The sequence below is a fragment of the Streptomyces sp. NBC_00370 genome (assembly GCF_036084755.1).
GTDB lineage: Bacteria > Actinomycetota > Actinomycetes > Streptomycetales > Streptomycetaceae > Streptomyces.
On sequence record NZ_CP107968.1, the window covers coordinates 5972704 to 5987425 of the forward strand.

At 72.0% G+C, this 14722-nt stretch carries 14 protein-coding genes; 9 read left to right on the forward strand and 5 right to left on the reverse strand.

All coding sequences use genetic code 11. The features are described 5' to 3' along the window. Nucleotides 1-99 precede the first annotated feature (99 nt). The 9 genes from OHS57_RS26745 (at nucleotide 100) to OHS57_RS26785 (ending at nucleotide 8846) form a co-directional block, all read left to right on the forward strand. On the forward strand, nucleotides 100-1311 hold the full coding sequence (locus tag OHS57_RS26745; protein WP_041984197.1) for a L,D-transpeptidase: 1212 nt from the start codon (nucleotides 100-102) through the stop codon (nucleotides 1309-1311). Between the two features lie 219 nt (nucleotides 1312-1530). Continuing rightward, a complete protein-coding gene (locus OHS57_RS26750; RefSeq protein ID WP_041984195.1) occupies nucleotides 1531-2784 on the forward strand; it encodes an Ig-like domain-containing protein in 1254 nt (417 codons plus the stop codon). A 94-nt stretch (nucleotides 2785-2878) separates the two neighbouring features. Continuing rightward, nucleotides 2879-3676 carry an enoyl-CoA hydratase/isomerase family protein gene (locus OHS57_RS26755; RefSeq protein ID WP_328583585.1) on the forward strand — a complete coding sequence of 266 codons (798 nt, stop codon included), beginning with the start codon at nucleotides 2879-2881 and terminating at the stop codon, nucleotides 3674-3676. 251 nt (nucleotides 3677-3927) lie between these two features. Beyond that, nucleotides 3928-4452, forward strand: coding sequence for an ATP-binding protein (locus tag OHS57_RS26760; protein ID WP_198533383.1), 525 nt, complete (start codon nucleotides 3928-3930; stop codon nucleotides 4450-4452). Nucleotides 4453-4530: 78 nt separating this feature from the next. Beyond that, nucleotides 4531-4746 carry an EF-hand domain-containing protein gene (locus tag OHS57_RS26765; protein WP_041984191.1) on the forward strand — a complete coding sequence of 72 codons (216 nt, stop codon included), beginning with the start codon at nucleotides 4531-4533 and terminating at the stop codon, nucleotides 4744-4746. A gap of 118 nt (nucleotides 4747-4864) precedes the next feature. Next, complete coding sequence (locus tag OHS57_RS26770; RefSeq protein ID WP_443043099.1) at nucleotides 4865-5872, forward strand: CopD family protein; 1008 nt, start codon at nucleotides 4865-4867, stop codon at nucleotides 5870-5872. Between the two features lie 77 nt (nucleotides 5873-5949). Next, the gene (locus OHS57_RS26775) at nucleotides 5950-6915 is read left to right on the forward strand and encodes a YihY/virulence factor BrkB family protein (RefSeq protein ID WP_328583586.1); all 966 of its coding nucleotides are present in this window, start codon (nucleotides 5950-5952) and stop codon (nucleotides 6913-6915) included. A 357-nt stretch (nucleotides 6916-7272) separates the two neighbouring features. Beyond that, nucleotides 7273-8058 (forward strand): ferritin-like domain-containing protein, encoded by a 786-nt coding sequence (locus OHS57_RS26780; RefSeq protein WP_041984187.1) that lies wholly within the window; start codon nucleotides 7273-7275, stop codon nucleotides 8056-8058. After that, a complete protein-coding gene (locus tag OHS57_RS26785; RefSeq protein WP_328583587.1) occupies nucleotides 8055-8846 on the forward strand; it encodes a ferritin-like domain-containing protein in 792 nt (263 codons plus the stop codon). The genes OHS57_RS26780 and OHS57_RS26785 overlap by 4 nt, the downstream gene beginning before the upstream one ends. Nucleotides 8847-8916: 70 nt before the next feature. Here the strand turns inward: OHS57_RS26785 and OHS57_RS26790 are convergent, their stop codons facing one another. Genes OHS57_RS26790 through hypF form a run of 5 tightly spaced genes read right to left on the reverse strand, consistent with a single transcriptional unit; the run spans nucleotide 8917 to nucleotide 14721 of the window. Then, entirely contained in the window at nucleotides 8917-9633 is a 717-nt protein-coding gene (locus OHS57_RS26790) for a DUF6390 family protein (RefSeq protein WP_041984184.1), read from the reverse strand. Beyond that, nucleotides 9633-10700 (reverse strand): hydrogenase expression/formation protein HypE, encoded by a 1068-nt coding sequence (gene hypE, locus OHS57_RS26795; protein WP_041984182.1) that lies wholly within the window; start codon nucleotides 10698-10700, stop codon nucleotides 9633-9635. Before hypE ends, OHS57_RS26790 begins: the two co-directional genes overlap by 1 nt. Before the next feature lie 8 nt (nucleotides 10701-10708). Next, nucleotides 10709-11812, reverse strand: coding sequence for a hydrogenase formation protein HypD (hypD, locus tag OHS57_RS26800; protein ID WP_328583588.1), 1104 nt, complete (start codon nucleotides 11810-11812; stop codon nucleotides 10709-10711). Continuing rightward, nucleotides 11809-12135 (reverse strand): HypC/HybG/HupF family hydrogenase formation chaperone, encoded by a 327-nt coding sequence (locus OHS57_RS26805; protein WP_328583589.1) that lies wholly within the window; start codon nucleotides 12133-12135, stop codon nucleotides 11809-11811. Before OHS57_RS26805 ends, hypD begins: the two co-directional genes overlap by 4 nt. A 45-nt stretch (nucleotides 12136-12180) precedes the next feature. Next, complete coding sequence (gene hypF, locus OHS57_RS26810; protein ID WP_328583590.1) at nucleotides 12181-14721, reverse strand: carbamoyltransferase HypF; 2541 nt, start codon at nucleotides 14719-14721, stop codon at nucleotides 12181-12183. Between the last annotated feature and the right edge of the window lies 1 nt (nucleotide 14722).

Genomic DNA, 14722 nt, shown 5'->3' on the forward strand with positions numbered 1-14722 from the left:
CCCGGCCGTGGCTCTCCTCGCGTGGTCCTTGCGACTGTTCTTCCCTTCTCGGGCCCCGCCCTCACGTTTCCGGCGCGGGGGGCTGATCGTTGGAAGTGCGTGAGACATGTACTGAAGCGCGCAGGGGCCGCCGCGGCCACCGTACTGGCCTGGGCAGGACTGATGGGCGGGCTGGCGGGGTGCTCCGGCGGCGGCTCGTTCCTGGCCGGAAAGTCCGGGGCACCCGGGGACTCGATCCAGGTCACGCCCGGGAACGGCACGAAGGGCGTCGGCCGGTCGGACCGGATCGCGGTCAAGGTGGCCGAGGGCCGTCTGGAGCGGGTCGAGGTACGCAGGGTCGAGGACGCGGTCCGGGAGCCGCTGGCGGGCCGGATCTCCGCCGACGGCCGCTCCTGGGCCCCGCTGAGCGGCGAGCGGGTCGCCCTGGCGGCCAAGTACGGCGTGGACGCGGTCGCGGTCGACGGGGACGGCAGGCGCTCGGCGCGGCACACGACCTTCACCACGGCGGTGCCCACCCACCGCTTCATCGGGTACTTCAAGCCGGAGAACCGTTCGACCGTCGGTACGGGCATGATCGTCTCGTTCGACTTCAACCGGCGGATCCGCGACCGGGCCGCCGTCGAGCGCGCCATCCGGATCACCTCCGTCCCGGCGGTGGAGGTCGTCGGTCACTGGTTCGGCGACCGGCGCCTCGACTTCCGGCCGCGCGCGTACTGGCGGCCGGGCACGAAGGTCACGGTCGACGTGCGGCTGCGGGACGTCCAGGCGGCGCCCGGGGTCGTCGGCATCCAGCGCAAGACCGTCGCCTTCACGGTCGGCCGCTCGCAGGTCTCGCTGGTCGACGCCGAGCGGCACACCATGGAGGTACGGCGCGACGGGGCGCTGCTGTCCACCCTGCCGATCACGGCGGGCGCCGCGAAGACGACCACGTACAACGGCAAGATGGTGGTCTCCGAGCTGTACGACGTCACGCGCATGGACGGCAGGACCGTCGGGTTCGGCGGGGAGTACGACATCAAGGACGTGCCGCACGCGCTGCGGCTGACCACGTCGGGGACGTTCCTGCACGGCAACTACTGGGCGTCCGAGGACACGTTCGGCTCCCTGAACACCAGTCACGGGTGCGTGGGGCTGCGGGACGTCAAGGGCGGCGGCGCCGACACCCCGGCGGGCTGGTTCTTCGACCGGACGCTGGTCGGCGACGTGGTGGAGGTCGTCAACTCCCGTGACAGCGTGGTCGCTCCGGACAACGGGCTCAGTGGCTGGAACCTGGACTGGCCGGCCTGGGTGGCGGGCTCGGCCCTGCGCTGAGCCCGCGCCGTCCGGCCCGTACCCCGCGCTGCCCGTACCCCGCGCGGTCCGGCCCGTACACCGCCATGACCTGCACTGTCCGGCGCAGTTGGGACGGAACGGTGACATTAGCGAGAACTCCACGGGGCACTCGATGTGATTATCTATCGCCGGGCGCGTGGACCAGGCGCGCAGGAGTGCGGGCCGTGGCGGGGCCAGGCCGTGCGAGGGGAGACGACCATGGTGAACCAGCTACCGATATCCAAGGCGCCGGTGCGGCGCAGAAGCCGAACGGGGCTGCTGGCGCTGTTGCTCGGCGCCCTGCTGATCATGGTCACCGCCTGCGGGGGCGGCGGCGGGGGCGGCGCGGCGAAGGGCGGCGGTGACAAGGCGGGCGACGCCAAGGACGCGGCGCAGGCGGCCAACACGGCCTCGCAGGCGGTCGTGACGATCGCACCGGAGGACGGCGCGAAGTCGGTCGCCACCACCGGCGCGCTGAAGGTGTCGGCGGCCAAGGGCAAGCTGACGACCGTCACCGTCAAGGACGACAAGGGCGACCCGGTCGACGGGAAGCTCGCGGCGGACGGCAGCACGTGGCAGCCGCTCCAGCATCTGGCGGGCGCGACCAAGTACAAGGTGCACGCGTCGGCGAAGGACGCGGACGGGCGGGTGTCCGCCAAGGACATCACCTTCACCACGCTCGTCCCGCAGAACACCTTCATCGGCTACTACACCCCCGAGGACAAGGCGACGGTCGGCGTGGGTATGCCGGTCTCGCTCAACTTCACCCGGGGCATCACGGACCCGGAGGCGGTGGAGAAGGCCATCACCGTGACCGCCGACCCGGCGGTGCCGGTCGAGGGCCACTGGTTCGGCAACGACCGCCTCGACTTCCGGCCCGAGAAGTACTGGGCGCCGGGGACCAAGGTCACGGTCAAGCTCAACCTTGACGGCGTCGAGGGGCGGCCGGGGGTCTACGGCAAGCAGGCCAAGTCGTTCAGCTTCACGATCGGCCGCTCGCAGGTCTCCACGGTCGACGCGGGCAAGCACACCATGAAGGTCGTCAGGGACGGCAAGCAGATCAAGAAGATCCCGATCAGCGCGGGCGCGCCGGCGAACACCACGTACAACGGGCAGATGGTCATCAGCGAGAAGTACGCGGTGACCCGGATGAACGGTGACACGGTCGGGTTCGGCGGGGAGTACGACATCCCCGACGTGCCGCACGCGATGCGCCTCTCGTCGTCGGGCACCTTCATCCACGGCAACTACTGGGCGGCGCCGGGCATCTTCGGCTCGACCAACACCAGCCACGGCTGTGTCGGCCTGCGTGACGCACGCGGCGGCGGCGACAGCGGCACCCCGGCGGCCTGGTTCTACAACAGCTCGCTCATCGGTGACGTGGTCGTCGTGAAGAACTCCAAGGACAAGACGATCGCCCCGGACAACGGCCTGAACGGCTGGAACCTGTCCTGGGCGGACTGGACCAAGTAGGCACCCGCTCCACCGGCTTCGTCACCGGGGACCCGGCGCGCTGTGACCAAGCGCACCGGGTCCCCGCGCGTTAGCCGCCGTTAACCTGCCTCCCATGGCATCTGCGAACACCGCTCACACCGCGGACACTGTGACCCTCGAAGTCGACGGCGGCGTCGGAACGATCCGGCTCGACCGCCCCCCGATGAACGCGCTGGACATCTCGATCCAGGACCGGCTGCGCGAGCTCGCCGAAGAGGTGGGCCGGCGTGACGACGTGCGCTCCGTCGTCCTGTACGGCGGCGAGAAGGTCTTCGCCGCCGGCGCCGACATCAAGGAGATGCGGCAGATGGACCACGCGGCGATGATCGTCCGCTCCCGCTCCCTCCAGGAGTCGTTCACGGCCGTGGCCCGTATCCCCAAGCCCGTCGTCGCCGCCATTACCGGCTACGCGCTCGGCGGCGGCTGCGAGCTGACCCTGTGTGCCGACTTCCGGATCGCCGCCGACAACGCCAAGCTCGGTCAGCCCGAGATCCTGCTGGGGCTGATTCCCGGCGCCGGTGGCACCCAGCGGCTCGCCAGGCTGGTCGGACCCTCCCGCGCCAAGGACCTGATCTTCACGGGCCGTCAGGTCGCGGCGGACGAGGCTCTGGCGATCGGTCTCGTCGACCGGGTGGTCCCGGCGGCCGAGGTCTACGAGCAGGCGCACGCCTGGGCGGCGAAGCTCGCCAAGGGGCCGGCGCTCGCGCTGCGCGCGGCGAAGGAGTCGGTCGACGCGGGTCTGGAGACCGACCTGGAGACCGGACTCGCCATCGAACGCAACTGGTTCGCAGGCCTGTTCGCCACCGAGGACCGGGAGCGCGGGATGCGCTCCTTCGTCGAGGACGGTCCGGGCAAGGCCAAGTTCCTCTGATCCAAAGCCTGTTGGACATGGCGGCGGGTTCCGTCAAGTGGCCTGACGGCTTAGCCCCACCTTAAGAGAACCTTAAGAAAAAACGCTTGATCGCGTGTCGCGACCGTTCGAACGCGCGGTGTCACCGCAGGTCAGTCAGGCTGTTCGGTAATGCGCACTGCCGTTGGCATATGCCAAACACGCCCCCCGGAATGACTCATTCCGGGGGGTTGATTCCCCAGGAACGCCCCCGGAGCGCCCCCGCTGCGGCCATGATGGTGGGCATGGCGGGCCTGGAGGATGTGGAGCAGCCGCAGCGAAGCGGCCATGCGTCCACGGTGCGGCGGACACCGGCCGTCGAGGACGAACAGGCGCTTCAGGCGCTGGAATTGTTCGGTAATCCGACGGACGCGGAAGTCCGGCTGCCGTCCCGCCCCGAGTCGGCGGCGGCCGCCCGGCGGATCACCCACGGTGTCGTACTGCGCCAGTGGGCGCTTTCGCCGCAGACCGCCGAGTACGCCGTCCTGCTCGTCTCCGAACTCGTCGGCAACGCCGTCCGGCACACCGGCGCCCGGGTCTTCGGGCTGCGGATGCTGCGGCGCCGCGGCTGGATCAGGATCGAGGTACGGGACCCGTCGCGCGGGCTGCCGTGTCTGATGCCGGTCCGCGAGATGGACACCAGCGGCCGGGGCCTGTTCCTGGTCAACCGGCTCGCCGACCGCTGGGGCGTGGACCTCTTACCCAGGGGCAAGACCACATGGTTCGAGATGCGCGTCGCCGACCGACAGCTGCCCTGACGTACCGCCGCTCAGGAGGGCCGCGACGAGCCGATAATCTGAACCCGTCCATACGGCATGAACGAAGGGGCGGAATCAGTGGCGGACATCGACGACGTGCGCAAGGCGTTCGACCAGTTCGACGCGGACGGGGACGGCCTGATCACGGCCGCCGAGTACAAGAGCCTCATGGCTCGGCTCGGCGACCACTACGTGACGGAGCCCGTGGCCCAGGCAGTCATCAACGCCCACGACGGCAACGGTGACGGGCTGCTGAACTTCGACGAGTTCCTGGCCGCCCGCAGCAAGGGCTGACACGCGACCGGCGCGCGGCGGCCCCCGGGTCCGGAGGGCCGCCCACCGGATCCGCCGTACGGCATTCGCCGCAGCCGAGCTGGCGCGCGACAGCGGCGGCGGAGACGATCATCCGGTGATCTTCCCGGGACCCACCGCACGCGATGTCACCGAGGCAGGCCGCCGGCGGACCGGCGCGGGCCCCGGTGCCGGTCCCGCGAGCGCGCCGCCGCCCGCCACGCGACCGACCCCCCGTACCAAGGCCCTGCTCGCGGGCGGGGCCGTGCTCGCCGTGCTGATCGCCCTGCTCGGTGTCGGCGCCGCCACCCACGGCACCGGTGAGCTGCACATCCCCGCCGCGGGACCCACCGCCCTGCTGCGCGCCGCCGTCTTCGCCGCGCTGGCCCTGCACATCGGCGAGCTGGCCGGTCACCGGTTCGCGCGTACCGGTCCAGCGCCCCGCAGTTGGGCCGTGCCCGCCGCACTGACCGGAGCCGCCGCGGCGGCAGGTCAGATCCTGGTGCTCTCCGAGGTCAGCGACCTCGACATCGCCTCCGTCTACGGCACGGTCGACGGCCGGCTGCTGCTCGTCATGGCCAACGGCTTCCTGCTCGCCGCCGGCTGCGCCGCGCTGAGGCGGCCGTTCCTCGCCGCGCTGCCGCTGGCCGTCGTCATCGGCGCCGAGGCCCTGCGCGCGCACCCCGAGGCGTACACCCCGCTGCTCGGCACGGCCCTCACCGTCGTCCATCTCACCGCCGCCTCCGTGTGGACCGGCGGCCTGTGCCACGTCCTGCGCACGATGTGGCTGCGCAGGGCCGACAGGACCGAGGCGCGCGCCGTCCTCGCCCGCTACGCCCGGGTCGCCGGCTGGCTGCTCGCCGCCCTCACCGCGACCGGCACCGTGTCGGCGCTGCGCCGCCTGCCGTTCGACGTGGTGCTCAGCTCGGCGTACGGCCGGGTCCTCATCGCCAAGCTCGCGCTCGTCGCCGTGGCGAGCGGCCTGGCCCTGCGCGCCAGAGGGCGGCTGCGGGGCGGCCGGGACGCGGGCGGGCCCGCCCGCGCCGAACTGGCCGTACTGTCCTGCGTCGTCCTCGTGTCGGCCGTGCTGACCGTCGTCCCCGACCCGCACTGGCTCAGCGTCCGCTGACGGCCGACCCGTGCCTGTTCCCGGCCGTACGGGGTAGACGCCGCCGGGGATCACCGGGCGGCGAGGCGGGGGACGAGATGGGGACAGCGGTCCATGTTCCGCAGACGCGGGACATGATCGGTGACGAGCTGTCCGGCGACGAGGCGTGGGCGGCGCTGCGCCGCTACGGCGGCCGCAAGCTGCTCGTCGACGCCTTTCTGCGGTTCCGTTACGCGGACGGCTTCAGCAACGCCCGCGCGCTGGCCTTCCAGATCGTCCTGGCGCTCGTGCCGTTCACCATCGCGCTGGTCGGGGTCGCCACCACCGTGCACACCGAGAGCGTCGGCCGGGTCGTGGAGCTGACGCTCGGCCGGATCGCGCCGGGGCCCAGCGCCGAACTCGTACGCGACTCGCTCGACCGGTCGCGGCGCGGCGCGGGCGCCGGGATCGGCGCCGCCATCGCCGTCTGGCTCGGCCTCGGCTTCGCCACCGTCAATCTCGCCGCCGCCATGTCCCAGATCGAGCGCGGCGCCAACCGCGTCTACGGCATCGAGCGCGACCGGCCCTTCGTGCTCAAGTACGGCAGGGCGCTGTTGCTCGTCGTCATCGCCGGACTCCCGCTGATCGGGGGGTTCCTGGTGCTGGTCGGCGGCGAGGCGGTGGGCAGCGCCCTGGACGAGACCTTCGGCTGGGGACAGGGGCTGCGCAACGCCTGGGACTGGCTGCGGATCCCGGTCGGGGTGCTGCTGACCTGGGTGGCGTCGGCGGCCCTGTTCCGCTGGGCGCCCCGCCGCGACCAGCCGGGCTACACCTGGCTCGCCTTCGGCTCCGCCGTCCATCTGGTGCTGTGGGTGGCGGCGACCTGGCTGCTCGGCCTGTACGTCGACCGCAGCGGCTCCTTCGGCACGGTCTACGGGCCCCTGACCGCCTTCGTCGCGCTGCTGCTGTGGGCCAACCTCGCGGCCATCGCCCTTCTCCTCGGCGTGGCCTTCGCCGCCCAGCTGGAGGCCGCGCGCGCCGGGCTGCGCGACGCGATACGGCCCGATCCGGGTCCCGGCGCCTAGGGCCTGTCGGGTGGATCGTGCCGGGCTCGCGGGGGCCGGCACCGCGCCTCGCGGCGTTGTCGTCGGTCGGCGACGCTCCGCGTCGCCTCCCTCCTCCGCCTTGCGATCCACGACACCGGCTCCCGCTCCCTGATCCGGCCCGATCCACCCGACAGGCCCTGGGCGCACCACCGGGGGTCTGTGCGAAGGCGCCCGAAGGCCCTTGCTACTACCCCCGGTATCCCCGGCCCTTCGTTGGGCCGATGGGGTGAATCAGTGCGCCATGCCGGTGACAAGGGCAATCCCCGCCTCCCTACCTCGCGAATGTGTCGGTGGGAGTGCCCGCGGTGGCGCGGGCGCCGAGAGAGATGGGGCGTGATGGGCGCAGAGCACATCGACACCCGACTGCTTGAAGAACTGACCGAGCAGTCACAGGACCTGAACAGCGACGCCTTGCGCATCACGGGCAGCGCGCTGGCGGACTTCGCCGAGTCCGCGGGGCGACCGGAGCGGTGGTGGCAGCGGGGAGGCGTGCTGGCAGGCGCGATCGGCGCCGCGGCCCTCTTCGGCCCGAACCGGGCCATGGCCGCGACATCGGCCGACGACATCATGGCGCTGCAGACCGCGGCGTCCATCGAGAACCTGGCCGTCAGCGTCTACCAGACAGCGGCAGGCCTGCCGTTCATCAAGAACGGCAACAAGACGGTCGCGGCGTTCATCGCCAAGACCACCCAGCAGCACCAGGCGCACGCCAAGGCGTTCAACGCGGCGGCGACCCAGGGCGGCGGCAAGGCGCAGACCGGGCCCGACCCGAAGTACGCGGCCATCGTCAAGCAGACGCTGCCGTCGATCAAGACCCCGGCGGACGTGGTCAAGCTGGCCATCACGCTGGAGGACGTCGCCGCGCAGACGTACACCAAGAACGTCGGCCAGGTCAGCGACCCGCAGCTGCGCAGGCTCTTCGCCTCCGTCGCTCCCGTGGAGGCGCAGCACCGCTCGACACTGCTGTCCGTGCAGGCGCTGCTCGCCGCCGGTGACGCCAGCCTGATCGCCATCCCCACGGATGCCGCCAAGCTGCCCGCCGCCGCCGGCACCGTCGGGATCCCCGACACCTTCTACCCGACCAAGGATGCCTCGCCGATCTCTGAAGGGGCCGTGAAGTGAGTACCAAGCAGGGCGGCTGGGAGCTGCCCATCAGCGAGGGTCAGCTCGACCGTCTCACCCACGAGATGGAGGAGGCGCACCGGGAGACACTGCCCGCGATGCGCGCCAGTGCCGCCGATCTCACGGAGCAGATCAAGTCCGACCGGCGGCGGTTCCTGCTGGGCGCCGGCGGGGTCGGCGCCGCGTTCCTGCTCGCCGCCTGCTCCAGCGACAAGGACTCGTCGGCCTCCCAGTCGTCGGCCGGCGACGCCCGGTCGCCTGCCGCTGTCTCCGACAAGGTCACCTACACCGGTGACCTGAAGATCGTCGCCCTGGCGGTCGCGCTGGAGAACCAGGCCGTCGGTGCGTACAAGGCGACGCTGTCCGCGGCCAAGGCGGGCAAGCTCGGGACCGTACCGCCGGCGGTGGCGAGCTTCGTCACCAAGGCGATGGCGCAGCACGAGGACCACGCGAAGGCGTGGAACGCGGTGCTGACCGGCGCGGGCAAGCCGGCCATCACCAACGTGCCGCTCTCCAACCAGCAGCAGGTCACCAGCGCGCTGTCGAAGGCGACCAGCGTCGCCGACGTGGCGAAGCTGGCGCTCCGGCTGGAGGACCAGGCGGCGCAGACGTACCTCTTCGCCACGTACAACGTGAAGAGCGCCGGCGGGATCGAGACCGCCGCCACCATCGCGCCCGTCGAGGCGATGCACGCGGCGATCCTGCACTTCGTCCTCGGCCAGTACCCGGTGCCGGACACGTTCCTGCCCACCGACAAGGCGGCCAAGCCGAGCCTGCTGACCGTCTGACGGCCGGCCGGACGGCGCGAGCCGTGTGACAGCGACGGGTGCGTGCCCAGGACCGGGCCCATGCCCCCGGTTACGGAACCGGGCACGCACCACCGTTGCGCCGCGACTCCTCCAGCGACTCGACACGCGCTGCCTGTTCCTCGGTGAGGACGTCACACACCCAGTCCCAGTGCAGCGCCACCCGGTCGCCGGGGGAGAGCCCGCCGATCAGCGACCTGCCGCCCGTCGACCAGCGCACCACCTGGCGGCGCGGCTCCCCGGTCACCATCCGCGTACCGTCCCAGACGAGCGGACGCGACCGCGCCACCGCCGTCTCGCCGTCGACCTCGCACACCACACCGGTGCGGATCCGGCACTGGTCGAGCACGCCCAGCGCCGTAGGACTGCCGCCGGCGCGCAGCATCCGCGCCCACGGGTACACGTCGAACACCTGGAAGCTGTGATGGGCGAGGGCGCGCTGCCCCGCCTCCTGCCACGTGCCGCCGAGCTGGCCGCGGAACCGCTCCCGCATCCGGTCGAGCAGCGCACCAGGATCGGCCAGCTCCAGCAGGTCGTTGCCGAGCCAGTACGCCTCGACGACGCGCGGGTCCAGCGGATCGGCGAGCCCCGCCGACTCGGCCAGGAACTCCAGATAGCACCACGCGCCCTCGAACTGCCGCGCCCGCCGCTCGATCCCGGCGCTCCCGCCGGGCGACAGCAGCGCGGAGGCGTCGGCCGGGCCGCAGTAGCCCAGTTCGTTCGGCGGATAGGCGTACCGCGCGAAGAGCACCGCGCCCTCGGCGCTCATCAGCAGATCCTCGGCAACTGCTCACCGATGGGCAGGCCGACCACCCGGGTGCCGCCGAGACCCGTCCGGGCGACGACCATGCCCGGATGGTCGGGCACACACGTGCCGATCCGGCACGCCGAGCCGCCCAGCGGATGCGCGCGCATGGCGGCCAGCACCTCGTCGGCCGCCTCGGCCGGTACGACGGCGAGCAGCTTGCCCTCGTTCGCGACCTGGAGCGGATCGAGTCCCAGCAGGCTGCACGCGTCCCGTACGGTCTCCGGGACCGGCAGCTCCTTCTCGACCAGCTCGACGCCGACCTGCGAGGCTCGGGCGATCTCGTTCAGCGAGGCCGACACACCGCCGCGGGTGGGGTCGCGCAGGACGCGCACGTCGGCGCCGGTGGCGAGCATGCGGGCCACAAGCCCGTGCAGCGGCGCCGTGTCGCTCTCCACGGTCGTGCCGAACTCCAGACCGTCCCGGCAGCTCATGACGGCGACGCCGTGCACGCCGATGTCGCCGCTGACGAGCACCGCGTCGCCGGGCCGCGCGCGGCGCGGGCCGATGTCGACGCCGTCGGCGATCACCCCGATCCCCGAGGTGTTGATGTACACCCCGTCGCCGCTCGCGCTGTCGACGACCTTGGTGTCGCCGGTGACGAGCCGGACCCCGGCCGCCTGCGCCGCCTCGCCCATGTCCCGGGCGATCCGGCCGAGTTCGGCGAGCGGGGTGCCCTCCTGGAGGATGAAGGCGGTCGACAGGAACAGCGGGGTCGCGCCGGACATCGCCAGGTCGTTGACCGTGCCGTTCACGGCGAGATCACCGATCGACCCGCCGGGGAAGAACATCGGCTTCACCACGAACGAGTCGGTGGAGAAGGCGAGCCGGCTGCCGTCACCGGCCGACACGACCGCCGAGTCGCCCAACTCGGCGCTGGCGGCGGCCCCGTACCCCGGCAGGAACAGATGCTCGATCAGTTCGCCCGACATCGCGCCGCCGCCGCCGTGGCCCATCACGACGGTCGGGGTGTCCCGCAGCGGCACCGGGCAGACCCAGCTCTCGAAGTCGAGATCGGCTGCGTGTTGCATGGCTTCAGTCACTTCGAATCGACCAGTTCCAGTCGGCGGTAGGCGTGGTAGGCGGCGCACGCGCCCTCGGAGGAGACCATCGTCGCGCCGAGCGGGCTGCGCGGCGTGCACTCCTTGCCGAAGGCGGCGCACTCGTGCGGCTTGATGAGGCCCTGCAGGACCTCGCCCGACCGGCACAGCGACGACTCGGCGGTGCGGATGTCCGCCACGTCGAACCGCAGCTCGGCGTCGAACTCCCGGTACTTCGGGGCCAGTCGCCAGCCGCTGCGCGGGATCATGCCGATACCGCGCCAGGTGCGGTCGGTCACCTCGAAGACGTCCCGCAGCATCTCCATCGCCGGGACGTTGCCCTCGGCGCGCACGGCGCGCTCGTAGGCGTTCTCCACCTCGTGCCGGCCCGCTTCGAGCTGGACGACGGTCCTGCGGATGCCTTCGAGGATGTCCAGCGGCTCGAAGCCGGTGATCACGATGGGGACCTGGTACTTCGCGGCGAGCGGCGGGTACTCGGCGGTGCCCATCACACTGCACACGTGCCCGGCGGCGAGGAACGCCTGCACCCGGCAGGTCGACGACTCCATGACGGCCGACATCGCGGGCGGCACCAGCACGTGCGAGACCAGCAGCGAGAAGTTCGGCACACCCAGGCGCGCGGCCTGATACACCGTCATGGCGTTGGCGGGCGCGGTGGTCTCGAAGCCGATGCCGAAGAAGACGACCTCCCGGTCGGGGTTCTCCCGGGCCAGCTTCAGCGCGTCGAGCGGCGAGTACACCACCCGTACGTCACCGCCGGCGCTCTTGACGGAGAACAGGTCCCGGCCGCTGCCCGGCACCCGCAGCATGTCGCCGAAGGAACAGAAGATCACCCCGGGGGTCGCCGCGATGGCGAGCGCCCTGTCGATGATCTCCAGCGGGGTCACACAGACAGGACAGCCGGGGCCGTGGATCATCTCCACGCCCTCGGGCAGCAGTTGGTCGATGCCGTGCCGGATGATCGAGTGGGTCTGGCCCCCGCAGACCTCCATCATGGCCCAGGGCCTGGTGGTGGCCGCGTGGATCTGGTCGAGCAGCCGCTTCGCCAGCTCGGGGTCGCTGAACTCGTCGAGATACCTCATCGGCCGGCTCCTTCGGGCAGCGGCGTCTGCCGCACGGGTGCTTCCGACAAACCCGCCTGCTCGGCGGCGAGTTCGAAGCCGTCCCCGAACTCCTCGGCGAGGATGCCGAGTTTCTCGAAGTTGGCCAACGTCTCCTGCGCGGAGCGTTCGTCGAGGCGCTGGATGGCGAAACCGACATGGACGACGACGTATTCACCGACCGTCACGTCGGGGATGTACTGGAGGCACACCTCCTTGCGTACGCCGCCGAAGTCGACGTCGGCCATCAAGGTGCCGTCGACCTCGGCGGTACTGAGGACACGCCCCGGAACTGCCAGACACATGGTCTCTCTTCTCTGTGGTTCTCTCGGTGCTTCGGCGTGGTGCGCTCAGCCCGAAGCCGCGATCAGCAGCTGGCCGAGCGCGATTCCGCCGTCGTTCGGGGGGAGCAGCCGGGGCCGCAGCACGGTGAAGCCCCGTTCGGCCAGGGTCCGTTCGGCGCCTTCGAGCAGCACGGCGTTCTGGAACACACCGCCGCCGAGCGCCACCACGTCGAGGCCCGTCCGGCTCCGGCAGTGCTCGGCGAGGTCGCCGACGAGGGTGACGACGGCGGTGTGGAAACGCGCGGCGATCAGTTCGCCGGCGGTACCGGCCCGTACGTCGCCGACGACGGCACGGACCACCGGACCCGGATCCGCGATCACCGGCTCGTGGGAACCGGTGGCGGCGGCGGAGTCGAGGCCGAAGGCGTAACCCGTCCCCGCCGGTACGCCGACGCCGCGCGCCAGACCCTCCAGCGCGACGGCCGCCTCCGCCTCGTACGCCACCTCGTGCCGTACCCCGGCCAGTGAGGCGACGGCGTCGAAGAGCCGGCCCATGCTCGACGTCGGCACACAGCCGAAGCCGGTCCCGAACTGGTGGACCAGTACGTCCCGTTCCCTGGCCGGGCAGGCGGCGACCGCCGGAATGTCCTCGGCCCAGTCGACCCCGGCCGCGTGCAGATGCGCGAGCGCCATCCGGTAGGGCCGCAGCACACTCGCGTCACCGCCCGCGAGCGGCACGTAGCGCAGCCGCGCCGCCCGGTGGAACGACTTGTAGCCCGCGACCAGCACCTCACCGCCCCAGGCGGCGCCGTCCGTGCCGTGCCCGGTGCCGTCGAAGGCGACCCCGATCACCCGCTCACCGGCCTCGACGCCGTGCTCACCCATCACGGAGGCGATGTGCGCGTGGTGGTGCTGGACCGTACGGACCGGGCGGCCCGCCGCGTTCGTCCTCGCCCACTCCGCCGAGCGGTAGTCGGGATGCCCGTCCGCCACCAGCTGGCCGGGGGAGACGCCGGTGAGCTGTTCCAGCTGGGCCTCGGTCGCGGTCAGCGCCTCGACCGTGGCGAGGTCGTCCATGTCGCCGATGTGCTGGCTCACCCACGCGTACCGGCCCTCCGCCAGCGCGCAGGTGTTCTTCAGGTCGGCGCCGACAGCGAGCATCGGCGGCACCCCGAACGGCAGCGCCAGCGGCAGCGGCGCGTACCCACGCGAGCGGCGCAGCGGCAGCTCCGCCCCGGCGACGAACCGGCTCACCGAGTCGTCGCACGGCATCTGGATCTTCCGGTCGTGCCGCAGCCAGGCGTCGACCAGCGGCGCCAGCTCCGTCAGCGCCCGCGCGTCGTCGGTGACGATCGGCTCGCCCGAACGGTTGGCCGAGGTCATCACCAGCGCGTCGGGCCCCGCCGGATCGTCGCCGATCCCGAACAGCAGCGTGTGCAGCGGTGTGTAGGGCAGCATCAGCCCGAGGTCGGGACTGCCCGGCGCCACCTCGTCGGAGAGCCCGGGGCCCGTCCTGCGCGGCAGCACGACGATCGGCCGCCGCACGCCGGTCAGCAGTGCCTCCTCGTCCTCGCTCAGCGACACGAGCCCGGCGGCGGTCTCCAGGTCGGCGACCATCACGGCGAACGGCTTGCCGCCGCGCTGCTTACGGCGCCGCAGCTCCGCCACCGCCGTGTCGCTGCGCGCGTCGCAGGCGAGGTGGTAGCCGCCGAGCCCCTTGACCGCGACGATCCGGCCTTCGGCGAGCAACTGCCGCGCCACCCGCAGCGCTTCGGCGCCGTCGGCGGGCGAGCCGTCCTTGCGGATCAGTTCGAGCCGCGGCCCGCAGTCGTGGCAGGCGATCGGCTGGGCGTGGAAGCGCCGGTCGCCCGGATCCTCGTACTCCGCCCGGCACGCCTCGCACATCTCGAAGGCGGCCATCGTGGTCGCGGCCCGGTCGTAGGGCGTGCCGGTGACGATCGTGAACCGGGGGCCGCAGTGGGTGCAGGAGATGAAGGGGTGGCGGTGGCGCCGGTCCGCCGGGTCAGCCAGCTCGGCCAGACAGTCCTGGCAGGTCGCGACGTCGGGGGAGACCAGGGTGCGGGCGCGGTCACCCCCGGTGGAGTCCTCGATGGTGAATCCGGTGCCGCCGCGCGTCGGCTGCTCGGAGGTGTGGACGGCTTCGACGACCGCGAGCGGCGGCGGGCGCTCGATCAGCCGGCGGCCGAACTCGGCGACCGCCGGCTCGTCGCCCTCGACCTCGGCGACCACTCCGGCCGGGGTGTTCGTCACCCAGCCGGCCAGCATGAGTTCCGAGGCGAGGACATAGACGAACGGCCGGAAGCCCACGCCCTGCACGACGCCGTGCACCTCGTACCGCCGCCGGACCCGGCTCGTACCGCCGCTGCCCATCATGGCGAGACCGGCCAGCGCCTCGCGCGCCTTGGCCCGGTCGATCAGCTCCACGGCGAAGCCCATGTGCAGCAGCACCCAGTCACCCACGGCGGGCGGTGCGTCGAGCATGCCGATGTTGACGCGCCGCCGGGCGCCCTCGACGTCGACGAGCGCGAGCTGTCCCGCGTACCCCTCGACGATCTCCACGACCTGACCGGGAATGCCAAGGCACATG

Bases quoted from the DNA above. Each gene is read 5' to 3' on its own strand.
- hypF (WP_328583590.1), bottom strand. From the start codon at position 14,721: ATGTGCCTTGGCATTCCCGGTCAGGTCGTGGAGATCGTCGAGGGGTAC.
- hypD (WP_328583588.1), bottom strand. From the start codon at position 11,812: ATGAGGTATCTCGACGAGTTCAGCGACCCCGAGCTGGCGAAGCGGCTG.
- OHS57_RS26780 (WP_041984187.1), top strand. From the start codon at position 7,273: ATGGGCGCAGAGCACATCGACACCCGACTGCTTGAAGAACTGACCGAG.
- OHS57_RS26790 (WP_041984184.1), bottom strand. From the start codon at position 9,633: ATGAGCGCCGAGGGCGCGGTGCTCTTCGCGCGGTACGCCTATCCGCCG.
- hypE (WP_041984182.1), bottom strand. From the start codon at position 10,700: ATGCAACACGCAGCCGATCTCGACTTCGAGAGCTGGGTCTGCCCGGTG.
- OHS57_RS26805 (WP_328583589.1), bottom strand. From the start codon at position 12,135: ATGTGTCTGGCAGTTCCGGGGCGTGTCCTCAGTACCGCCGAGGTCGAC.
- OHS57_RS26760 (WP_198533383.1), top strand. From the start codon at position 3,928: ATGATGGTGGGCATGGCGGGCCTGGAGGATGTGGAGCAGCCGCAGCGA.
- OHS57_RS26755 (WP_328583585.1), top strand. From the start codon at position 2,879: ATGGCATCTGCGAACACCGCTCACACCGCGGACACTGTGACCCTCGAA.
- OHS57_RS26775 (WP_328583586.1), top strand. From the start codon at position 5,950: ATGGGGACAGCGGTCCATGTTCCGCAGACGCGGGACATGATCGGTGAC.
- OHS57_RS26750 (WP_041984195.1), top strand. From the start codon at position 1,531: ATGGTGAACCAGCTACCGATATCCAAGGCGCCGGTGCGGCGCAGAAGC.